The 17,966-nt window shown below is 62.7% G+C and carries 30 protein-coding genes and 1 pseudogene; all 31 read right to left on the bottom strand.

Annotated elements, in window-relative coordinates:
• Positions 1 to 43: 43 nt before the first annotated feature.
• Positions 44 to 280: a DUF1799 domain-containing protein gene (locus tag NCT05_RS06850; protein WP_284507486.1), complete on the bottom strand. Its 237-nt coding sequence runs from the start codon at positions 278 to 280 to the stop codon at positions 44 to 46.
• Positions 281 to 351: 71 nt separating this feature from the next.
• The gene (locus NCT05_RS06845) at positions 352 to 732 is read right to left on the bottom strand and encodes a phage tail assembly chaperone (protein ID WP_250501972.1); all 381 of its coding nucleotides are present in this window, start codon (positions 730 to 732) and stop codon (positions 352 to 354) included.
• Between the two features lie 84 nt (positions 733 to 816).
• Complete coding sequence (locus tag NCT05_RS06840; RefSeq protein WP_250501971.1) at positions 817 to 1,464, bottom strand: phage tail tube protein; 648 nt, start codon at positions 1,462 to 1,464, stop codon at positions 817 to 819.
• Positions 1,465 to 1,563: 99 nt separating this feature from the next.
• On the bottom strand, positions 1,564 to 1,920 hold the full coding sequence (locus tag NCT05_RS06835) for a DUF3168 domain-containing protein (protein WP_250501970.1): 357 nt from the start codon (positions 1,918 to 1,920) through the stop codon (positions 1,564 to 1,566).
• The gene (locus tag NCT05_RS06830) at positions 1,917 to 2,387 is read right to left on the bottom strand and encodes an HK97 gp10 family phage protein (RefSeq protein ID WP_250501969.1); all 471 of its coding nucleotides are present in this window, start codon (positions 2,385 to 2,387) and stop codon (positions 1,917 to 1,919) included. The genes NCT05_RS06835 and NCT05_RS06830 overlap by 4 nt, the downstream gene beginning before the upstream one ends.
• Positions 2,384 to 2,704: a phage head closure protein gene (locus NCT05_RS06825; RefSeq protein ID WP_250501968.1), complete on the bottom strand. Its 321-nt coding sequence runs from the start codon at positions 2,702 to 2,704 to the stop codon at positions 2,384 to 2,386. The genes NCT05_RS06830 and NCT05_RS06825 overlap by 4 nt, the downstream gene beginning before the upstream one ends.
• The gene (locus NCT05_RS06820) at positions 2,704 to 3,384 is read right to left on the bottom strand and encodes a head-tail connector protein (protein ID WP_250501967.1); all 681 of its coding nucleotides are present in this window, start codon (positions 3,382 to 3,384) and stop codon (positions 2,704 to 2,706) included. Before NCT05_RS06820 ends, NCT05_RS06825 begins: the two co-directional genes overlap by 1 nt.
• Before the next feature lie 3 nt (positions 3,385 to 3,387).
• Positions 3,388 to 3,660, bottom strand: coding sequence for a hypothetical protein (locus NCT05_RS06815; RefSeq protein ID WP_250501966.1), 273 nt, complete (start codon positions 3,658 to 3,660; stop codon positions 3,388 to 3,390).
• 63 nt (positions 3,661 to 3,723) lie between these two features.
• Positions 3,724 to 4,980, bottom strand: a complete 1,257-nt coding sequence (locus NCT05_RS06810) for a phage major capsid protein (RefSeq protein WP_250501965.1) — start codon at positions 4,978 to 4,980, stop codon at positions 3,724 to 3,726.
• Between the two features lie 90 nt (positions 4,981 to 5,070).
• Positions 5,071 to 5,817 (bottom strand): head maturation protease, ClpP-related, encoded by a 747-nt coding sequence (locus tag NCT05_RS06805; RefSeq protein WP_250501964.1) that lies wholly within the window; start codon positions 5,815 to 5,817, stop codon positions 5,071 to 5,073.
• Positions 5,814 to 7,163 carry a phage portal protein gene (locus NCT05_RS06800; RefSeq protein WP_250501963.1) on the bottom strand — a complete coding sequence of 450 codons (1,350 nt, stop codon included), beginning with the start codon at positions 7,161 to 7,163 and terminating at the stop codon, positions 5,814 to 5,816. Before NCT05_RS06800 ends, NCT05_RS06805 begins: the two co-directional genes overlap by 4 nt.
• Positions 7,160 to 8,818: a terminase large subunit gene (locus NCT05_RS06795; RefSeq protein WP_250501962.1), complete on the bottom strand. Its 1,659-nt coding sequence runs from the start codon at positions 8,816 to 8,818 to the stop codon at positions 7,160 to 7,162. The genes NCT05_RS06800 and NCT05_RS06795 overlap by 4 nt, the downstream gene beginning before the upstream one ends.
• Before the next feature lie 3 nt (positions 8,819 to 8,821).
• Positions 8,822 to 9,364 (bottom strand): terminase small subunit, encoded by a 543-nt coding sequence (locus tag NCT05_RS06790; RefSeq protein ID WP_250501961.1) that lies wholly within the window; start codon positions 9,362 to 9,364, stop codon positions 8,822 to 8,824.
• A 128-nt stretch (positions 9,365 to 9,492) separates the two neighbouring features.
• Positions 9,493 to 9,714, bottom strand: coding sequence for an HNH endonuclease (locus NCT05_RS06785; protein WP_250502040.1), 222 nt, complete (start codon positions 9,712 to 9,714; stop codon positions 9,493 to 9,495).
• A 110-nt stretch (positions 9,715 to 9,824) separates the two neighbouring features.
• The gene (locus tag NCT05_RS06780; protein ID WP_250501960.1) at positions 9,825 to 9,968 is read right to left on the bottom strand and encodes a hypothetical protein; all 144 of its coding nucleotides are present in this window, start codon (positions 9,966 to 9,968) and stop codon (positions 9,825 to 9,827) included.
• A gap of 193 nt (positions 9,969 to 10,161) precedes the next feature.
• Positions 10,162 to 10,434, bottom strand: coding sequence for a helix-turn-helix domain-containing protein (locus tag NCT05_RS06775; protein ID WP_250501959.1), 273 nt, complete (start codon positions 10,432 to 10,434; stop codon positions 10,162 to 10,164).
• A 180-nt stretch (positions 10,435 to 10,614) separates the two neighbouring features.
• Positions 10,615 to 11,241, bottom strand: a complete 627-nt coding sequence (locus NCT05_RS06770) for a DNA-binding protein (protein ID WP_250501958.1) — start codon at positions 11,239 to 11,241, stop codon at positions 10,615 to 10,617.
• Positions 11,238 to 11,471, bottom strand: a complete 234-nt coding sequence (locus NCT05_RS06765; protein WP_250501957.1) for a hypothetical protein — start codon at positions 11,469 to 11,471, stop codon at positions 11,238 to 11,240. Before NCT05_RS06765 ends, NCT05_RS06770 begins: the two co-directional genes overlap by 4 nt.
• Before the next feature lie 91 nt (positions 11,472 to 11,562).
• The gene (locus NCT05_RS06760; protein ID WP_250501956.1) at positions 11,563 to 11,820 is read right to left on the bottom strand and encodes a hypothetical protein; all 258 of its coding nucleotides are present in this window, start codon (positions 11,818 to 11,820) and stop codon (positions 11,563 to 11,565) included.
• A gap of 351 nt (positions 11,821 to 12,171) precedes the next feature.
• Positions 12,172 to 12,573, bottom strand: a pseudogene (locus NCT05_RS06755) (hypothetical protein); the annotation flags it as partial.
• Positions 12,570 to 12,833, bottom strand: a complete 264-nt coding sequence (locus NCT05_RS06750) for a hypothetical protein (RefSeq protein WP_250501955.1) — start codon at positions 12,831 to 12,833, stop codon at positions 12,570 to 12,572. The pseudogene NCT05_RS06755 and the gene NCT05_RS06750, both read right to left, overlap by 4 nt.
• Entirely contained in the window at positions 12,830 to 13,297 is a 468-nt protein-coding gene (locus tag NCT05_RS06745) for a hypothetical protein (protein WP_250501954.1), read from the bottom strand. The genes NCT05_RS06750 and NCT05_RS06745 overlap by 4 nt, the downstream gene beginning before the upstream one ends.
• Positions 13,294 to 13,950, bottom strand: a complete 657-nt coding sequence (locus NCT05_RS06740) for a hypothetical protein (RefSeq protein WP_250501953.1) — start codon at positions 13,948 to 13,950, stop codon at positions 13,294 to 13,296. The genes NCT05_RS06745 and NCT05_RS06740 overlap by 4 nt, the downstream gene beginning before the upstream one ends.
• The gene (locus NCT05_RS06735) at positions 13,950 to 14,420 is read right to left on the bottom strand and encodes a hypothetical protein (RefSeq protein ID WP_250501952.1); all 471 of its coding nucleotides are present in this window, start codon (positions 14,418 to 14,420) and stop codon (positions 13,950 to 13,952) included. The genes NCT05_RS06740 and NCT05_RS06735 overlap by 1 nt, the downstream gene beginning before the upstream one ends.
• Positions 14,420 to 14,995 (bottom strand): DUF1064 domain-containing protein, encoded by a 576-nt coding sequence (locus NCT05_RS06730; protein WP_250501951.1) that lies wholly within the window; start codon positions 14,993 to 14,995, stop codon positions 14,420 to 14,422. The genes NCT05_RS06735 and NCT05_RS06730 overlap by 1 nt, the downstream gene beginning before the upstream one ends.
• The gene (locus tag NCT05_RS06725; protein ID WP_250501950.1) at positions 14,988 to 16,247 is read right to left on the bottom strand and encodes a replication protein; all 1,260 of its coding nucleotides are present in this window, start codon (positions 16,245 to 16,247) and stop codon (positions 14,988 to 14,990) included. The genes NCT05_RS06730 and NCT05_RS06725 overlap by 8 nt, the downstream gene beginning before the upstream one ends.
• Position 16,248: 1 nt before the next feature.
• On the bottom strand, positions 16,249 to 16,518 hold the full coding sequence (locus NCT05_RS06720) for a hypothetical protein (RefSeq protein ID WP_250501949.1): 270 nt from the start codon (positions 16,516 to 16,518) through the stop codon (positions 16,249 to 16,251).
• 8 nt (positions 16,519 to 16,526) lie between these two features.
• Complete coding sequence (locus NCT05_RS06715; RefSeq protein WP_250501948.1) at positions 16,527 to 16,706, bottom strand: hypothetical protein; 180 nt, start codon at positions 16,704 to 16,706, stop codon at positions 16,527 to 16,529.
• Entirely contained in the window at positions 16,706 to 17,302 is a 597-nt protein-coding gene (locus NCT05_RS06710) for a toxin YdaT family protein (RefSeq protein WP_250501947.1), read from the bottom strand. The genes NCT05_RS06715 and NCT05_RS06710 overlap by 1 nt, the downstream gene beginning before the upstream one ends.
• 160 nt (positions 17,303 to 17,462) lie before the next feature.
• Positions 17,463 to 17,657, bottom strand: a complete 195-nt coding sequence (locus tag NCT05_RS06705; protein WP_250501946.1) for a hypothetical protein — start codon at positions 17,655 to 17,657, stop codon at positions 17,463 to 17,465.
• Positions 17,657 to 17,878, bottom strand: coding sequence for a helix-turn-helix domain-containing protein (locus NCT05_RS06700; protein ID WP_250501945.1), 222 nt, complete (start codon positions 17,876 to 17,878; stop codon positions 17,657 to 17,659). The genes NCT05_RS06705 and NCT05_RS06700 overlap by 1 nt, the downstream gene beginning before the upstream one ends.
• Positions 17,879 to 17,966 lie beyond the last annotated feature (88 nt).

Genomic DNA, 17,966 nt, shown 5'->3' with positions numbered 1-17,966 from the left:
ATCGGCAGGCCAGAAAAGAAAAACCCGCCGAAGCGGGTTCGTGCTACTCCGCGCTTTCGCGCATAACGTCCAACGCGGCACGCTCCAGATGCCGCACGTCCTCGAAAAGCTGGTCGGACGCCGCCGCGTCGAGCCCCATGCGATCGATTACCGCGAGCACCGCGCAGTAATCGAGGCCAGTGGGGCCGGCCATGCCGCTCCGCCATTGCGTCGCGAGGCGGATGAACAGCATCACCGCCGCGTAGTTCTCGGGCCAGACGTCGGCCTCATCCTTTCGCAGGAGTTGGCCGATGTCGAACGGGTTTGCCGGGCCCTTGAGCGGCGGGCGGTAAAGGACGTCCGCCGCCTCGGTCAGTTTCCCAGGCGGCCCTGCGTGATGGCATCGCGGTAGGAGTCGATGATCGCGATCACTGCGGCCGGCAGTTCGTCGGCGAGCTGCTGCACGTTCTCGCGCGTGAACTCTTCATCGAGATTCCAGCCGTCGACGGCCTGCATGATGTAGTCGGCGTTGCCGCTGCCGATCTTTTCCCAGATCGCGGCGACCGAGAAATCGTCGCCCTCGGGACGCTCCGCTTTGGCCGCCGCCGCGATCTCGTCGATAAATGCGCCGAACTCCGTACGCGTGCGGTACTTGTACGAAACTTCGATCGACGCCTCGGCGCCGTCCAGCATCTTGAACTTGACGACGCGTTTGAAGCTTTGCGGACGCTGACCCAGTTTGATCTTCGGCATGATTTTTTATCCTCGAAATATTGGTATGGAAAGAACCCCGCCGGGCGAACCCGGCGAGGAAGGGCTGAAAGCCCGAGGAGACTCTTACGATGCGTAGCTCATCGCCTTGCCGAGCAGCGAGAACGAGGCCGTGACCGTGTTCACCTGGTTCGCGTTGAGCTGCGGGATTTCCGACACGGCGAGGTAGCCGTAGCCGTAGCTCGCGACGCCGCCCGACAGCGTCATCTTGAAAGCCACCGGCCGCAGCGAGCGCGAGATGTCTTTCATTTCCTGAAAATTCGCGTTCGACTCGTCGTGCGCAAGCGAAAGCGTGATGCCCGAGGCGTTGAAGCCCGTCGGGATGTTGACCGCGTTGCGGCGACCGAGCGGCGCGACGGTCGTGAACTTCGGGTCACCACCGCTCGTCGAGATGGTCAGGATCTGCGGGATCTCGATCCAGTTGCTGATGAGCTGCGCGCTGCCGACGCCGCCGCCCGGCGAATACCACTTCGTGTCGGAGGTGTTCAGGCTCTTGATGGCGAACGAATCCGTGGTCAACTGATCGACCACGAAGACGCTGTCGCCGGCGTCTTCCCAGCCGGAAGACAGCAGGATTTCATTGCCATCGACGAAGCCGTGCGCAGCCGACGTTGCAACGGCCGGATTCGCGTTCGACAGCGCGGTGATGGCTTTCGCGGACGCGAAGGTCTCACTGAAAAAGAACTTCGAACCTTCGGGGAAGCTGTAACCCATGTGGGGCTCCTTCAAATGAAAAAACCCGCACAAGGCGGGTATGTCGCGCCCTTGCGGGCAAAGAAAAGCCCGCGCAGTGCGGGCGTTTGGGTTTCGGTCCTATCGAGCGGACCAGATCGAGAAATCTTGCTGTTTTCCGTAGCGGTCAAGCTCTTCGTCGCTCGTCGAGATCTGTCCGGCCATCGGCTTCGCATTGAACACTTCGGCCGTGATTAAAGCAGCCTCGACTTGATTCGCGAGCGCATCCGCATCGGTGCGGCGATCGCACCACACATTCACCTGAATGAAGCCGTTCTCGACGTCGGCCACCTCTTTCGCGAGCGGGATTACGACATGGCCGCCGATTTGCTGATAGGTGACGTAAGGCCGCGCGGTGCCAAACGGCGCACGGTCCGGAAAGACACGCCCTGCGACGAGCGGAGACAGTAGCGCGACGATCTTTGTTCCGATGCTCATGCTTTGCCCCTGTTGATCCGCTCGAGCAATTCAGCCTCGGCAGCCTTCATCGCTTGCGGGAAGAGCGCCTGCGCAGGCCGCACGAACGGCCGCGCTGCGACGTGCTTTGGTTCCGGCAGCGGAGCCTTCTTGTTCGTGTACCACTTGCCGTCCTTGCCGAGGTAGACCGCGTACTTCTGGAAGTGGCCGTTCTCGACGAGCCAGCCATGCGGCGCTTTGCGATGGTTCCAGCTGACGTGATACGTCGCCCTCGCCGGGCCTGATTCGTCCTTGCTGTAGACCTGATAGATCGACTGCGCGAGATTGCCCGTCACGCGCCCAAGGCTCGCGACGTTAAGCATCACGGCGTCGTAGAGCACCTGTGCGGCTGCTTGCGCCGCCGGGCGCGCCGCCTCTTCGACTTCGTCGCCGAGTTGATCGAACAAGGCATCAACGCCCGCGAGGTTCGCCTTGATCGTGAGACTCACTTCGCCACCTCGCATACGAGATCTACGAAGCGCCGCCCGGCATAGTCGGGCATCACCGCGTTGATCTTGAACACGTCGCCGTTGTACAGGACGCGCATGCCTTCGGTGATGTCCGTTCGCCAACGAATTTGGACGACCGCCTGAACGACGCTTACCTCTGCGCCGCTTGCGATCTGAGCCTTGCCGGATTTCGTGCTCACGTTGCAGGGGACCTTGCTCGCGAAATCGGCCCAGTCCGTGAGCGGCTGCCCCGCTTCATCGAAACCCGACGCGCGCGCTTGAATCGTCGCGCGTCGATTGAAGTCTCCGATTCGCATCAGGCATACCCCATGACCCGGTACGGGTCGAGAAGCGAGTCCACATACGGCAACGCCTGCACCGTCACTCGATATGCGACAGACACCTCTTCGCGGTTCTCGAACAACGAGCCGACGCGCAGAAGCATCCACGTCTTGATGCCGTCTGGAACGTCCGTCGCAGTGCCGTAGCCTGCGGTGAAGCTGATCTTGACGGCGTTCGGACGATGCTCAGCTTTGGGCCAGTCCGCGCCCGGTGCGGGCGTCACGATGCCCGGCTCGCTGACCTCATCGACGAGATAGAGAGATGGGTCGAGCGTCTGACTGGATCCGCTCCCGTCGAAATACGTGATGCCGTCGACTGACTGAAGCCGCGGAAACGGCAGTTCGATTTTGCGTCCGCGAAAGCGGATCGAGAAGCTGCGATCGGTCATCCACGTAGACGGCAGATGATCGACCGGCCAATCGAAGATCGGTATGCCCAGGCACGCATTGGTCGGGAACGAGTCCAGATACAAGTCGTACTTTTGCGTCACAAACACGCGGCGACACACGTTTTCGGCGTGCACGCGCGCGGCGGTGATCAGGCTCTGAATCTTGGCATCCCAGGTGTCGTCGTCGAGATCGAGATTCAGGTGAAGCTTCGCCTCCTGAAGCGACACCGGTTCCTCGGCCGGCCCCTGCGTCATTCGGAGGCCCATGCGTTACTCCGTCGTCGTGGTTTCGGTCGCGGGGGCCGGCACTTCCTCGGTCACCGCCGCGGCAAGTTCGGCGGCAGCGTCCGGATCGTCCAACTCGACGACCTCGGCACCCTGTTGCGTTGCGTATTCCAGCGCGTCGGGATGCGCATCGACAGCGCCCGCATCGCCCAGCGCCTTGATGACCTTCTCCGGACCCTCGACGATCTGGCCGCACTTGATCCCGAGGCTGGGATTGTCGGCCAGCACGCGCGCCTGCGCGGTTTTTGCCTTTGCCATGTATCGCTCCTGTGGAAGCAAAAGCGGCGAGCAGAAGCCCGCCGCGCGATGGAGGATGACCGATTAGGTCGCCGAGTTCTGGTAGTACTTGACCGCGCCGCCGACGTCGATCAGGTTGCCACCGGTGCGCAAGAAGCCGACGAAGCCGACTTGACCGTTCAACGTGAACGCCGAGTCGGTCATGCGGAACAGCGTCAGATCCATCACGTCGCGGATGACGTACTTCGAGAACTGGCCGAAGAGGATCGATTTCGCGTTCGCAGCCATCACCGGCATGTGCTGGTTGATAGTGATCGGACGGCCCATCAGGCGATCAGGCGCGCCGCCTTCGATCATGGCGTTCGCTTCGTAGCCCGGGACGAAGATCGGGCGGCCTTGGCCGTCCTTGATCTTGCGAATCACGCGCAGCGACGAGTCGTGCATCATGTAGCCGACACCGGGCTGGCTGCGATACGCCGGATCGATCGAGTGTTCGAGATCGACGAGGTCATCGTAGACCACCGTCAGCGTCTGGCCGGTCGTGCCGACCTTGCCGGAGCCCGCAGCCGTCACGATGCCATTCGGCTGCGTCGCACCGTCACCAATCGTAAAGTGCTTGTTCTGAACGCGAGCCAGGCGCATCGCGAGAAGCGACTGGATGTACGCCTCGATGTCGATGAACGAATCCTGCACGAGCTCGAACGGCAGCGCGATCTTCTTCGACGAGTACTTGTACACGTTTAGCGCGAGGTTGCTGAACGTCGTGTCGAGGCCCGTCACGGCCGTGTTCTGGCCGACGATTTCGCCCTCTTCCGCCGTCGGATCGGTCGCCGGGAAGTTCATCGCCGCGCCCGTGCTCGTACGGATCGCGTGCGCGACTTGGCGCATGCCGCCGAACGCGCGCATCGCGATTTCGAGCGAACGCTGATACTCGGTCGCCACCGTGAAGCCGCCTTCCGTGGTGGTCGTCGTCGACATGGCGTTGCGGATGTCCGGCGTCTGACGCGCCAGCATGCGCGCGCGGTCGCTTTCGTCCATGTTCGAGATGCCGCCGGCCATGAACGCGCGCAGCGAGCGCGATTCGTCCGAGTGCGCGGCGGGAGTGCGCGTTGCGGCGTTCATCGCAGCGGCATGCTGCGCAGCCGGATCTTCTGCGGCGAGCTGCGCGCGGCGATTCTCGCGCGCGATGTCGGCGTCGATCGCTTCGATCTCGGCCAGGATGGCATCCATGCGCTCGGCTTCTGCAGCCGGCATGCGCTGGTCCGCCGGATAGCGGTTGTTGATCTCGTTGGCTTCCTTCGCCTTCGAGTTGCGCAGTTCACGCAGTTGTTGCAGCTTCATGTGACTCTCCGTGGAGTTGACCGCTCGCGCAGGTCGTGTGGACGAAAAAAAACCGCCCGTAGGCGGCCGTTCTCAGTTGCGCGAGGCGCGTCACTGATGATTGATGCGGTTCAGCATGCGCATGCGCTGTTGCTGACGCTCGCGGTGTTCGGCGGTGATGGCGTCGATCGGCTCGGGAGCGGGCGCTGCCGCCTTCGGCTTCGGGGCGTTTGCATATGCGCTCAGATCCCACGACGCTTGAGCCCTCGGCGCGTTTTCTGCGATGCGGTCAGCCAGGCCGACGTCGACGGCTTCCTGCGCCGTGTACCACGTCTCCGCGCTCATTGCGGCCTTCATCTCGTCGGCACTCTTGCCGCTGCGCTTCGCATACTGGCCAGCGATGACGCCGTCCGTCTTATCGAGCAGCGCCGCGGTCGATGTGAGGTCTTCCGCGTTGCCGATCGCGACAGTCCACGCGCAGTGGATCATGTACATGGCGCCGTCCGACATGACGACTTCCTCCGCCGCCGACGCGATCACCGTCGCCGCACTCGCTGCGACCCCGTCGATATGCGCGATGACCTTCGCGCCGGTGTCGCGGATGGCCGCGACGATCGCTTGCGCGGCAAATACATCGCCGCCCGGCGAATTGATGCGCAGATGGACCGTGCCGCTCTTGATTGCGCGGATCTCCGGGACCAGCGATTGCGCGGACACGCCACCCCACCATGCTGCGGTCTCGTCGTCAGCGACGATCGCGTCATAGATGTAGATCGTCGTCTCGTCGCCGCTGGTTTCGAGCGCGCGCGGTCGCGTCGGCTTGCGATTGCTCGCCAGCAACTGAATCAGCTTGCTCATGCTGCCCCTTCGTCAGGTTGGCCGGCCGGCTTCGGTGCCGTCTCGGTGGTGGTTTGCGTCACGCTTTCGGTCTGCGTGATGCCCTGGTTGATTGCGTCGCCGCCTTCAATCGGCGGCAGCATCTTGATGTGGCGCACTTCGTTCTGCGACATCCAGCCGGGCTCGCCCGCGCGGCCAAGCGCGATGCGCAGCGCCTCGTTCTCACTCTTCAGGTCTCCGCGCTCCATGCCGGAGACGTCGAACTCGACGAAGTACTTCTGCCGCACCGGCCAGAGCTTCCGGTTGAATTCCTGATTGAACTTCACCAGATCGCGCAGCAGCGTGAACTTCACGAAGCCACGGCTCATGTTCTCGACGCCGCTGCCCCAAGACGTCGTCTTCTCGGTCGATCCGACCATGAACGGCGGCACGCCTAGGATGCGGCAGATCTCTTCGAGGTCCCATTTGCTCGTTTCGAGGATCTGCGCATCGACGGGCGACATCGTCAGTTCCTTGATCTGCAGGCCGCCGGTGAGGATTGCGGGCAGGTGCGAATTTGCGACGCCGCCGTGTCGCTCGCCCCATGTGGCGCGCAACAGCTTCGCCTGCTCTTCCGTCATGTTGCCGGGCGTCGTCAGCGCGAAATCGGGCCGCGCTCCGTTCGAAAAGAAGCGCGCATTGTGCTCGGAGGCCGCGATCGCCGTGCCCACAGCCTGTCGAGCCGCGTACGTGATCGGGCTCGGGCTGCGGAGACCGTCGAATCCTAGGCTCGGGATATGGATCATGTCGGCGGGATGCACGACATAAGACGCACCGACCAGCGGCTGCACGCGGTACCAGAGATCCGCTTGACTATCGAGGAACGGATCAACGCGCAGAGGATGGTGCGCCTTGAAGCCCGTGATCGTGTTGCTGCGGAAGGACGGCCGTACGATCTCGGCGAAGCAATCCCCGTGGAAGAGCCGCGCCGCGACCATGTATTCCCAGAACACCGCCGCCGACACATTCGGCTCGGGCTGTTCGTTCAGCAGCCACCAGTACGGATGCTCAACGCGCTCGCGCCCGGTCGGCGTGCGCTGGTACGTCTGCATCGGGAGCGTCGAAATCGCGCCCGCGATCAATGCGACGCACGCATACACTGCCGAGACGCGCATCGCAGTCGCTTCGTTCACGACCGGCCCGGCGCTACTCACCGCGCCGCCGGCGAGAATGTTCGCCAGTTCCTGCACGGGTAGGCTCTGCTGCGTCTGATTGATGTTGCTGATGCGCCCGGTCGTCGCGGGCCCATGCTCGGCGCGCCAGGCGTTCAGCACGGCCGAGCCCGGGATCCGGGCCTTCGCCTGCGCCGCCTTGAATGCTTCGCTCATAGGATAACGATCCCCGGTTGTGGTGCTGCTTGCGGATTAAGGCTCATCAACGTGATGGCATTGAAAGACGCCATCAACGGGTCGATTTTTGCCGTCCCGCTAGCCTGTTTCGTGATGTTCACGGCGTTTCCAACTGGCACGATGCGCGCGTTTCCGACGCACCACGCCATCAGGCGCTGTCCACCGTGCACGAGGACGCCGCCGGCAAGCTTCCGCTCTGCCGTCTTGATCGCGCCCGACAGTTTCCAGCCCTGCGAGATACCGATGACCTTGTCTTCGGGAACGCCCGCGTCGGCCAGCGCGTCTAGCACGCCGCCGATGCCCGCCGGGTCAGCGCCGACCTTGTCGAGCAGGCCCGACGCCTCGATGTGGGCGACGATGTCGGCGACATCGCGCACGTCATCGCCGATCTGATCGACGACCGTCAAATCGCCCTCTTTCTCGAAGTCGCGCAAGGCCGGTGCGACCTCTTTGCGGCGTTCGAACACCGAGGGATGCGCCCAGGCGTGAGTCCAAAGCAGCCACTGCCCAGTGGCTTTCTCGCGCCCGACCACTGCGAAGCCAAGCAAGTCGTCAAGGCCGCCGCCGTCGATTCCGACGTCGATAACTTCGGACCGTGCGATGAGCTGCTCCAGCGTCAACTGCGGCATACGCGCCGACGCTTCCCAGAATTCAGATCCCGCCCACCGGTCCGATCGCAACGCGAGACCGATTTCGACGTTCGCGTGCTTCGCGAGGAAGCCACGGAACGATTCTTCGCTCTCCGTCTTCGCCTTCATGAACTCGCGCTCGAGGAACGCCTGATCGACGGAATACCCGAGATTCGGGTTCACCATGCCGAGGTTCTCGACGAGCAGGTGTTCTTTCCGCTCGACCATGTCGGTCGGGTGCTCGAAGATGATCGGGACGAACCGGTTATCGACGATCTTTCCATCCCGTACGTCGCGCGCGTACTGGAGCTTCTGGCGGAAGACGCCAGCAGGAGGATCGTCTGACTGCGTCGTCAGATAGATGACGAAGCCTTCGGGCCGCGAAGCCAGACCGCCGATTGCCTCACGCAGCATGTTTTCGGCATTCGCCTGCTTGCCGAACAGCCAGACTTCATCGATGAGTGTGCCGACGCTCTTCTTACCGGAAACCGTGTTCGAATCGGCAGCGACGACCTTCAACGTCGCGCCGCTCGTGCGGTGCGTGATCGTCTTGATGTGCGTCTGCACCTGGAAGAGATCGTCGAGCTCTTCCTCGTGCTTCACCATGTCACGACTCGGCGCGAAGCTGTTGTTCGCAACCTCGATCGTCGGCGCGAGAATCGAGTACTCCGCCGACATCCGCCAGTTGAGGATCATCGCGGTCATCATGATCCCGGCAGCAAGCGTCGACTTGCTGTTCTTCTTCGGGATACACACGAACCATTCGGTGATAAGCCGGCGGCCGCTGTCCGCGTCGTACGCACCGAAGATCGATGCAACCAGATCGAAGACCCACTGCGCCGAAGATTCGCCGAACGTCGGGCTGCCCGGCGCGTCGACGATCTTCAATTCCTTGAACACCGCGAGCGCCTGCGCGGCCATCTCGGGAAAGATCGGCGGCGGAATGATCGAGCGCCCCGTCTTGAGCCGTTCGGCCCAGTCTGGGCAAGCAGTCGACCATTCCATGCGCTATTTCCCATTGACGAGTTTCAGCGGCGGCGCCAGCCCGCCGAACTTGCTCGCGGCCCTCTTCGCCGCCTCCGTCTTGGCATCCTTCTTGCCGCCCTCGCCCAGCTTCTGGTGCATGAACGGCATCAGCGTCGTCGCGGCGGTGACGCGCACGCGGTGCTCGACGTCCTTGTCGTTCATCGCCGCGATCAGAAACTGCTTCGGATCCGAAAAGGTGAGCAGCTTGAGCAAATCGAACCCGGCCGCGATGGCGGCCCGAGTCATCGCCTCCTTTTCGCTCACCTCGTCGCCCTCTTCAGGCGGCGGCGGTGGTGGCGGCGGCGGCGGCACCTTGGCCCGGGCCTGTTTCGCGCGCGCCTGTTTGGCAGGGGCCTTCTTCCGATGCTTCGCGAGGTACGCGGCGACGTCCTTGTCTTTAACAAGGCGCGACCCTGCCTGCGAAGCGGTCGCCGCACTGTAGCCTGCCGCGATTGCCGCGTCCCTATTGGACTTGCCGGCTAGAACAGCATCGGCAAACGCCCGCTTCTTGCTGTTAAAGGCCATTAACAAAGTCCTCGAAAGGGGAAATTTTCTGCGCGTGCGGAACCGGTCGGTTTCCGCCGGCTCGACCGGCTAGACTTTCGACACCCCCCGGGGGCCTCGACGACCTACTCCACACGGCTCAGGACGGCCTACAACGGGCTGCTGCCGCGCCCCGCTCGCGTGCCAGCCTCAGCCGCTGTCTTCGCCTTGTGGCACGTGTCGCACAGCGGACGCAGGTTCGAGTCGTCGTTGCTGCCACCCTGTTCAAGCGGCACCGTGTGGTCTATCTGGTCGCGGCTCGGATCCCACACGCGGCCGCAGCTGGTGCACCGATAGCCATGCGTCAGCGCCACGCGCCGCCGGGTTGCCATCCATGCACGGCCGCGCACGCGCTCAGTCGTGCCTGCCTTGGCTTCGAGCACCGGGATTCGGTTTGATGTCAGCGATTGGACACGCGGCTTGAGCGTCGTCAGCCGGCGCGTCATTGGATCGTGATGCGCGTTGCGCGCTTGATCTTTGCTGCCAGCTTGACCTCGTCGGGCGCACGGCCGGCGAGCACACAGCAGGCGGAGAGCACACGCAGGTACGGCCTCAGCCACCACGCGAACGTCACGGCGAATTTCATTTGCATGGCTACTCCTGAGCGAAGAACGCTGACGCACCGTCGAGCGCGAGCGTCCATGCGTGCGTCATGCGCGCACAGGCGCAGAACCAGATGCTGATGCCTTCGAACACATCTTCGACATCGAACATGGCAGTCCCCGCAGGTTGCAACAAAGGAGTTTGCGACCTAGGCTCGTAGAGCCTATCGCGATGGGTCAGACTTCCGCACCAACAGGAAAGCAGCCGAAGCCATCGGAGTAGCCTGCCAAGTAGTCGAGCGACACATCGAGACCCTTCGCCAGCTTGATGACGTCCTCGAAGCGCTGCGTCTTCGCCGACTCCAGTTCCCATGCGGTGACCGTACAGCGAGGCAAGCCCGACGCTTCTGCGACTTGAGTCTGTGTCATGCCCATCTGCTCGCGCGCATTCTTCACCCGCCATGCGAACGTTCCCTGCGCCGGGTTCGTGCTCGTCTTGCGGATCGCCATGCTCGACTCCAATGCAAAAAGCCCGCGGCTTTTGGCTCGCGGGCTTCGTGTTCGCACCATTGGTACGGTATATGAAATAGCATGATATGGCGGTCTTTTCCGCCAGTCAAGAAGTCAAGCGACATGAGTCGCACAAACATGGCCGTGGTAGAACACATGACCGTGTTCGTGCGCGCCCGGTTAGACGACCTCCATCAGCATGCCGACCTCATCGAGGCGCGCGTAGAACGCGGTCAGCGCTGCCTTCTCGCCGTCCTTCAGATACCGATTGATCGCAGCCGCGTGGCGCTCTGCCGTGCGCAGCGAGAGGTCAGCGTCAGCGGCGGCCTCCTTGATCGTGATCTTTTCGCCGAAAAACTTCGAGATCACAGCCACACGGAACCGGCGGTTGGTGATCTCTGCGCTCACCTCTTTCAGGACGACATCCGCGAGCTGGCTGATCGCATCGCGATAGGCAGGGTTCATCTTCCAACCACTGCAGCATGCGTGCGTGCATGAGCAGCGCTCGCGCTTCGGCGCGCAGCGCGCCACCAGCATCAGGATGTGGGCGTTGTCCAACTTCTCCATCTCGGCCAGCACCATGCCCGACTGCGCCGCGCCGTCCAGACCGGAAAGGCCGCGACCGCTGCCGTACGGTCCGCGCTGCAGGATCTTTGCCATCGGCGACAGCGCGTACTGCTGATCGCTGAAGTTGCACGCGAAGACCATCGCTTCTTGTGCGCTCTTGAAAATCCCGTCGTGTTTGGCCGGCTGCATGTTGTTCCTTTGTTGTTCGTGGTGGTTTTTGTGCTGGGTTGCCGCTTTCACTGCTCGACTCGGAAGGAAAAGCCCCAGTGACAGAGCCATGCGATGAGCGTCTCGCGCAGGTCTGGCGAGCGCGGAAACGGAAATTGGATTTCGCCGTCGTCTTGCTCGATGCCGGTGAAGGGGCAGCCGACGAAGGCGACGAGGCGGTCCGATCCTTCCGTCCGGCGCGCCGCCGTGTCCTGCAGCTGCCGATCGACGTCGGAGGCCTCGATGTAGGCAAATGCGCTCATTGCTTCTGTGGGGCTGGTTGCGGTTGAGTCCAGTCACGGCGCTTCACGCCCATGACAGCGAAATACGGGTCGAAATTGGCGGGGATTGTGTTCATGCTGCCTCTCCCGCATCCTCATTCAAGCCCGGTTGCTTCGTGTGGTCGATCGTGATCGTCACTTCTGCTCTGACGTTCATGTTGGTGCTGCCCATCTGAGTGCGCACATGGCACTGCGCGCGTACGTGCTTCGCATCGATGTCGACGCCGGCCGCGTTCGCCACGTGCGAGGCGATAAGGCGCTCAAGCTCGCCGTCCTCGATCACTGCTCGATGCGTCGTCGTGTCCGTTCTGCTGCTGTGTACTTTGATCACGCTATCTCCCTCACATCCATTTCATCCATGCCGCTCGCGAGGAACGGCGCCAGTGTCTTGCGGTTGTCTGCGATCAGCGCCCTGGTGCGATACACGCCGGGCTCTATCCACCCGTCATCCCGGATCGGGATGCCCTCGCGCCGATCCTCTGGAATCCATGCATCCACCCAGACAAACGGCTGCATCGTGTTCTGCACCTTCGGGAGCGCCAGCCGGTACACCGCCGTCTCCAATGCGCTCGTGAGCCTGAATGGCTCCACGGCATACCGCCGCCCGTTGCGACCGCGTGGCGTGCGCCACCGCGTCTCGGACGGTATTCGAATCAAGCACCGCACCCTCTTCCTCCTTCAAACCCATCTTTGCGGCGCGCACCGGCTCCCAGCGCGCGAATCCGCGGTCCCACGTCGAGAACTTCACTTCGCGCGCCGCCTTTCCCTGGTCTATCCATGCATGGCACGCCGCGCAGCCCGGCACTGTGAATTCGTGCTTCGCCTTGAGGCCCATGCCCTTACCGTGCTGCGACTGGTTCGAATGGCACGGCACGACTGATTCGCGTCCGACGCACACACCGAACACGCGGAGATAGCAGTCTTCACCCGCGCACGCCGCCAGATACTTCGAGCCTTCGGCGACTGTCGGCTTCTTCACGCGCGCCTTCAGCTTCGAGCGCCGCAGCGCTGTCGCGCGATCGGCGAGCGGCCATGCCGAGCGCTTCATCGGCGTCTTGCTCACGAGCGGCTTGCTGCGCTTCATTGGTCGCCCTCCAGCAGTTCCGCGCCGGCGAATGCTTCGGCGACGGCGTCCGCGCCATCTCTTCCATGGCTGTCGCGCCAATAGCCGTCGTACAGATAGCCGCCGTCCGGATGAATCACGCGGATGTACCAAAGGCAGTCGGCGTCGTCGCGCTCGACCCAAACCAGATAGCCGCGCCAATATCCGCAGACGGCATCCGGCTCTTCCTCGAACTTCGTCGCGGCCGCACGCAAACGCTGAATCGGAGTGCGCTTGCTCATTGGTCGCATCCCTTGCCGATCGCGCCCGAATCGCCCGGCGCCGTGAACTGCTGCCAATGGATCCAGCCCTGCTCCGGGCAGTGGAAGCCCCAATGCCGATAGCGCGGGCCGGTGACGAAGATCGTCCAGCACTCGCCGTGCGTCAGCTCAATGCGGTGCGCAAAGGTGCCGAACAGGCGCAGCTTCCACTGGCCCGCGGTGCGCTCGGTACGAACGTTGATGCCGCCCGGCGCGATCGTGTGCTCGGTGTACGTGCCGAGCAGTAGGATCGACAGATTCGACCAAGGGTGATCGTGCAGCGCGCGGTCGTCGTCACTGCGCATGAAGCGATGCAGATAGACATTGAAGAAGCGGTTGCGCGGGATGACCCACCAGCGGAGCAAATACGGGTCGTCGTGCCCGCCGATTACGACGTCCGGCGCGCGGCGCGTGATGCGCGAGATGATCCATTTGCCGAGCTTCATGCAGCCACCTGTTGAATGAGGGTTGCGAAAGGGTTGATACGGCCCGCACGAACGCTTTCACGAAGGCGGCGCACTCGATCGTTCTCGCTATGCGTGCGCTTTGCAGGCTTCGGCGCGTCCTTCGCGTCGCCGAGCGCCCAGCGCGCTGCAATATGAGGAGCTATCCCGCTCCACCCGTCGATATGGAATCGCTTGCGGTTGTTGCGGATAACAAAGTTGACCGCTCCCACCGTCGTCCCGATTCGCAGCGCGATCGCTTTAGACGTCAGCGAGCCATCGTCGGAGAGCGTTGTTTCCACGGCCCGGAGAACCCATGAATACCCGGTACGCCCTGCTGTTCCGGCCTTCTTACCGGCAATTCCAAGTCGGATAGCCTCGGCGCGCGCCGAGTTGTAGTTCCGCTTCGGCAGAAGCTCGGCGACCTGGCACTTGATCGACCTTTTGCTTCGATAGATGCTCTTGAGGGTGTCGATCTCATTCGCCGACCAATCGTCAACGCTCGCCAGCCTGATGTGAAGCTTCGCTGCGTGCGCCTTCGCGGCGTCATACGTACGACCCGGCAATAGATTCATGTTTGCGGCGAGCGGGAGGCGGTTTCTGCTGATGCGGCGCAGTGCAAATTCCTCTTCTGCCGTCCAAAGACGCCCGCCCATCACGCTGCCTCCTTGAATGCATGCCCGGCATCGATGCGGCGATGCACATCGGCAAGCGCGTCGAGCACGACCTTCTTCGTCGCGACGTTCATCTGTTCGTCGTGAAGCGCGATCGCGGCTCGAATGTCGTTGATGGCGTCGCCGTCGAAGCCCCACCGGCCGCATGCGCGGGCACGATCGCGGGCGCGCACGGAGCCAGCCAGCGCTGCGCTCACCGTCGGCAGCATCGAGGCGCCGTATCCGCGCTCCGCCAACACTAGCGAGATGTTCAGGGCGCATACGACAGTCGACCAATGCTCTTCCGTCCCGCGCCCTTTCAGCATCTCGTCGAGCGCAACGTGGTATGCGATGCCGAGATCGGTCGTCTGCGCCTTGTCCATCGGAGTGCGCCGCTCGAGAACGTCGATGCCGATCGTGCGGTTGATAGCGCGTGGGCGGTACGCCTTGCGAGGTTTCTTGTTGCCTGCCATCACACTTCCTTGATCGTGATGTTGTGGACGGCGAGCATTTGCTTGCGCTTCTGCACGTATGTCCGGTTCTTCCGCGTCGCGACGGATTTCACGTCCTCGACGACCTTGTTTCCCGTCTCGACGTCGACATAGACGAAGTCGGCGACGTATTTCGATGCCCGCTCCCATTTCCCGTCGTCGCGCTTCTTGCGCTCGGTCAGGACGAACGGCACCTGAAGCTCCAGATCGCGGATGCGCCCCGCAGCCTTCAACTGGATCAGGTGAAACCAGCGCGAGCGCTCCTTTTCGCTGTCGAACTTGATGCCGTCGTGCTCGCACTTCGTGTTGCGGTACTTCGGGGCCTTCTTCGGCGCGCCGCCGATCGAAACCGGCTGGCGGATCAGCGACGGATCGAACGGGTCAGTCGGGTCGCTCGCGTCATCCAGCGCGCTCGACTGCGGCGGCACGCCAGTCTTTTCGTAGATCCGGCGCTGTGCGGTCGTCATCGTCGGACGGCTTTCGTCGCGCACGCGCGCGGTGCCGACCATCGTTGTGCCGGCCGGAACCACCATTGGCCACTGTTGGCGCTTAGCCATTCGCTTGATCCCCCTGATCGTCGTTGTAGAAGCGCCAGAGACGCTCGTATGCCTCGTCGCCGTACTTCGCCTCGCTCGTAAGGTCCTGATCGCGCCATTCGCCCGGGCCCGCCGCCTTAAACACGCGACGGCGATAGAAAACGGCGTTCTCGCCTTCTCGCTTCTCAACGCCCAGCTCGACACCGCGTGCGTCGATGCCCGGGCCGGTCGTGTGCCAGTCGCTGCGCACGCGCGCCGACGCGCCGCCGGTTTGCGCAACGCGCATGCGCCCGGTCGTGTCGCCGAAGCCTTTCGGGCTGATCAGGTAATCGAAGCCGGCATGCGGCGGGAGATCGACCTTGTCGCGCACGGCCGGGAAGTAGCGCGCCGCCGCTTCTGCATCGCCCTTCAGATGCGTCAGGAATGCGCGGATTGCGCCAGCGCGCGCTTCGACGAAGACAGCCTCGTCCACCTTTCCGATACGCTCCCCCAGCGCCCCGTTGAAGGCTCGGATCACGGCCAGTTCGGCGTCAGTGAATGCGGTCTGTACTTCGTCCATCCAGCCGCCAGCGTTCAGCCATGTAGCTGCGTGCGGGATGAAGCGCGGATTGGCCCATTGCTCCGAAGTCTTGGCCCGCTCCAGACCTGCCATCAGGTCGTTGAAGAGCTGCTCGTCCGGATTGCACTTAGCGAAGGCCTTCTCTGCATGGGTCTTCGACTTCTTGCGGGGGTATGCCGCCCAGAAAATCTCAAAGCGTTCGCGAAGCGAGCGCGAAAGGTTTTCTTTCTTTTGGGTATGTCTTTTGGAGTTGTCTTTTGTGGTTCCGGATTTCAGAACCGTAGAGTTCTGAACTTCAGAACCCTCCGTTACGGATTCCATAACCGTAGGGTTCTGGTTTTCAGAACCCCTTGACGGAAGTTCGACCCGCACGTGATCCGCCCACCGGGTGTAGAACTTGTTCAGTGAGAGCACGCGCGCATGGCGGCCCTCGCCTGCAAGCAAAACTCGCATTTCGATGAGTTGCGAAACTGCCAGCGACGCTTGCGGCTTCTTCATGCCCGTACGCACCATGATCTGGCTCAGCGCGAGTTGGTCCGACTGCTTGTTGAAGCCGTAGGTCATCCTCCAGACGGTCAGGATGACCTTGTACTGGTTCTGGCTGAACGGGGCCAAGGTGATGGCCTCCAGCAGCTCGTTAGCGATGCGCGTGTACCCTTCCTCGAGTTGAGGGGAACGGTACTCGGGCATGTGGATGACGTCGGCGAGCGCCATATCAGTTCACCGACACCGGCAGGCCAACGAGCCCTTCGCGGCAGCGGCGGCCCGGGCGCTTCGTCGTGCCGCGCTCGGCAAGGATCTCGTCCTTCACCATCTCGTTGACGCGGCCACAGACGGTCGGAACTTCGACGTTCGCGCGTGCGGCGATCTCTCGGCGCGTGAACGTCACGGTCTGGTCGTTGGCGAACACGTCGAGGATGCGGCGCTTCGCTTCGCTGCGATCCACGCTCAAGAGCGCGTCGATCTGGGTTTGGGAGGCTTGCATCGATGACCTCAGATGGTGTCGTGACCGCACGGCAGGAAGCCGTCGTCGGACTGGCGGACGCCGCACGCGATGCAGATCGGCGCGGGCTCGGCTTGCGCGCTGTTTTCCGCGCTCTCTTCGCGATCAAGGAGATCGCCGGCGCTGACGAGGTTCGGGAACGCTGCGAACATGTGACTGACCGGAAGCATCAGGCCACCTTCGACAACGTTGCGGGGCTGACTTCGCCACTCTTGACAATCTCTGCTTCGACGACGCGCATCATTCGCTGCTTCTCGCGAACGTCCTGAGCCAGGCTGCAATGCAGGCGCGGAAGCTCGCCCGGATCGATACCGTCGAGCAAGTCGGCCGCATCGGATTCGGTGCGGTGATTGGTGCGGACGATGAGCTGCATGAACTCGCGGGCGTCGAGATGCACGGCGGCGTCGTGGTGGCGGGCGCGCGCGACGCAGTCGATTTGCGCGAGGATCTCGTTCATCACCTGCACGCGCCGCTCGATTGGGAACGCGGCAAGGATGGAGTTCTCGAAGTTCACCGGCAGCAGGTTGTTGTCCTTCGACTCGTCGTCGAGCCAACGCCAGATCCGATCTGCGTGCTTCTTGGCCGTCACGTAGGCGTCGCCGCTGCACTCGAAGGTAATGCCGGTCGCTTTCGCGCCGCCGATGCGCTCATGCGCTTCGACGATCGCCACGGCTGCCGCCTCACGGCTCCAATCCAGTTCTTTGCGCCACGCGGCCACGTGGTCACGGATGATTGCGATTCGAGTTTTCTGCGAAGTGTTTCGCATGATTTTTCCGATGTGGCCCCGTAACATCGTTTCAAACAACAACAACAGCGCTAGCGGGGTAAAACAAAAATGAAAAACGTCTTGAGCCTGAGAGGCCATGCCGCCCTTAGTAGTCCTCAAGCAGACCGGTTGCAGCCGGCAGAAGAAGGACGGGCGGCTCTTACTTCGCTGCTTTTGCTGGTCCTGCTGAGTCCGCTTTCAGTCGGCGGATCTGCAGGACCGCTTTGTTACGCGCCTCATCAAGCGCCGACGCCGGCCATCCTTTCGCGATGAGTTCGAGAAGCAGCGCGCGAACTTCCTTCTGCTCGGCGGCCGTGAGCGCGACCGCCGGGACGTCGTCGTTTGCAGTTGCCATTACGCTGCCTCCGCCATTTCCTTGTTGCGGCGACGAGCGGCGCGCAGAACTGAGTTGCGCAGCTTCGTAAGCGCGATGAACGTCTCAGCTGACGGGCGCTTTCCGCGCCGCCCCGTCGTGATCTGAGACACGGTTGACTGGGACAAGCCGCTGCGCCGCTGTATTTCCATCTGCGTCAGGCCTGCCGCTATCAGTTCGTCGATGAGAGTTTTAGCGTCCATGCAGCGCATGTTAATGCATTTGCACTTACACGACAAGTGCTTTCGCAATGATTCCAAAGGCCAAAGGGTTAACCTCATCTATTACGAT

Origin of the sequence: Caballeronia sp. AZ7_KS35 (genome assembly GCF_023631045.1) — a bacterium.
GTDB classification, from domain to species: domain Bacteria; phylum Pseudomonadota; class Gammaproteobacteria; order Burkholderiales; family Burkholderiaceae; genus Caballeronia; species Caballeronia zhejiangensis.
This window is presented reverse-complemented; position numbering and strand designations above follow the sequence as displayed.

What these genes read in the sequence shown, in the direction of transcription:
- NCT05_RS06820 (WP_250501967.1), bottom strand. Translation starts at nt 3,384, where the DNA reads ATGGGCCTCCGAATGACGCAGGGGCCGGCCGAGGAACCGGTGTCGCTT.
- NCT05_RS06795 (WP_250501962.1), bottom strand. Translation starts at nt 8,818, where the DNA reads ATGGAATGGTCGACTGCTTGCCCAGACTGGGCCGAACGGCTCAAGACG.
- NCT05_RS06835 (WP_250501970.1), bottom strand. Translation starts at nt 1,920, where the DNA reads ATGAGCATCGGAACAAAGATCGTCGCGCTACTGTCTCCGCTCGTCGCA.
- NCT05_RS06715 (WP_250501948.1), bottom strand. Translation starts at nt 16,706, where the DNA reads ATGCTTCCGGTCAGTCACATGTTCGCAGCGTTCCCGAACCTCGTCAGC.
- NCT05_RS06845 (WP_250501972.1), bottom strand. Translation starts at nt 732, where the DNA reads ATGCCGAAGATCAAACTGGGTCAGCGTCCGCAAAGCTTCAAACGCGTC.
- NCT05_RS06790 (WP_250501961.1), bottom strand. Translation starts at nt 9,364, where the DNA reads ATGGCCTTTAACAGCAAGAAGCGGGCGTTTGCCGATGCTGTTCTAGCC.
- NCT05_RS06735 (WP_250501952.1), bottom strand. Translation starts at nt 14,420, where the DNA reads ATGGCAGGCAACAAGAAACCTCGCAAGGCGTACCGCCCACGCGCTATC.
- NCT05_RS06780 (WP_250501960.1), bottom strand. Translation starts at nt 9,968, where the DNA reads ATGAAATTCGCCGTGACGTTCGCGTGGTGGCTGAGGCCGTACCTGCGT.
- NCT05_RS06730 (WP_250501951.1), bottom strand. Translation starts at nt 14,995, where the DNA reads ATGGCTAAGCGCCAACAGTGGCCAATGGTGGTTCCGGCCGGCACAACG.
- NCT05_RS06740 (WP_250501953.1), bottom strand. Translation starts at nt 13,950, where the DNA reads ATGGGCGGGCGTCTTTGGACGGCAGAAGAGGAATTTGCACTGCGCCGC.
- NCT05_RS06705 (WP_250501946.1), bottom strand. Translation starts at nt 17,657, where the DNA reads ATGGCAACTGCAAACGACGACGTCCCGGCGGTCGCGCTCACGGCCGCC.
- NCT05_RS06700 (WP_250501945.1), bottom strand. Translation starts at nt 17,878, where the DNA reads ATGGACGCTAAAACTCTCATCGACGAACTGATAGCGGCAGGCCTGACG.
- NCT05_RS06805 (WP_250501964.1), bottom strand. Translation starts at nt 5,817, where the DNA reads ATGAGCAAGCTGATTCAGTTGCTGGCGAGCAATCGCAAGCCGACGCGA.
- NCT05_RS06840 (WP_250501971.1), bottom strand. Translation starts at nt 1,464, where the DNA reads ATGGGTTACAGCTTCCCCGAAGGTTCGAAGTTCTTTTTCAGTGAGACC.
- NCT05_RS06745 (WP_250501954.1), bottom strand. Translation starts at nt 13,297, where the DNA reads ATGAAGCTCGGCAAATGGATCATCTCGCGCATCACGCGCCGCGCGCCG.
- NCT05_RS06815 (WP_250501966.1), bottom strand. Translation starts at nt 3,660, where the DNA reads ATGGCAAAGGCAAAAACCGCGCAGGCGCGCGTGCTGGCCGACAATCCC.
- NCT05_RS06750 (WP_250501955.1), bottom strand. Translation starts at nt 12,833, where the DNA reads ATGAGCAAGCGCACTCCGATTCAGCGTTTGCGTGCGGCCGCGACGAAG.
- NCT05_RS06775 (WP_250501959.1), bottom strand. Translation starts at nt 10,434, where the DNA reads ATGGCGATCCGCAAGACGAGCACGAACCCGGCGCAGGGAACGTTCGCA.
- NCT05_RS06825 (WP_250501968.1), bottom strand. Translation starts at nt 2,704, where the DNA reads ATGCGAATCGGAGACTTCAATCGACGCGCGACGATTCAAGCGCGCGCG.
- NCT05_RS06710 (WP_250501947.1), bottom strand. Translation starts at nt 17,302, where the DNA reads ATGCGAAACACTTCGCAGAAAACTCGAATCGCAATCATCCGTGACCAC.
- NCT05_RS06800 (WP_250501963.1), bottom strand. Translation starts at nt 7,163, where the DNA reads ATGAGCGAAGCATTCAAGGCGGCGCAGGCGAAGGCCCGGATCCCGGGC.
- NCT05_RS06720 (WP_250501949.1), bottom strand. Translation starts at nt 16,518, where the DNA reads ATGCAAGCCTCCCAAACCCAGATCGACGCGCTCTTGAGCGTGGATCGC.
- NCT05_RS06725 (WP_250501950.1), bottom strand. Translation starts at nt 16,247, where the DNA reads ATGGCGCTCGCCGACGTCATCCACATGCCCGAGTACCGTTCCCCTCAA.
- NCT05_RS06765 (WP_250501957.1), bottom strand. Translation starts at nt 11,471, where the DNA reads ATGAGCGCATTTGCCTACATCGAGGCCTCCGACGTCGATCGGCAGCTG.
- NCT05_RS06810 (WP_250501965.1), bottom strand. Translation starts at nt 4,980, where the DNA reads ATGAAGCTGCAACAACTGCGTGAACTGCGCAACTCGAAGGCGAAGGAA.
- NCT05_RS06785 (WP_250502040.1), bottom strand. Translation starts at nt 9,714, where the DNA reads ATGGCAACCCGGCGGCGCGTGGCGCTGACGCATGGCTATCGGTGCACC.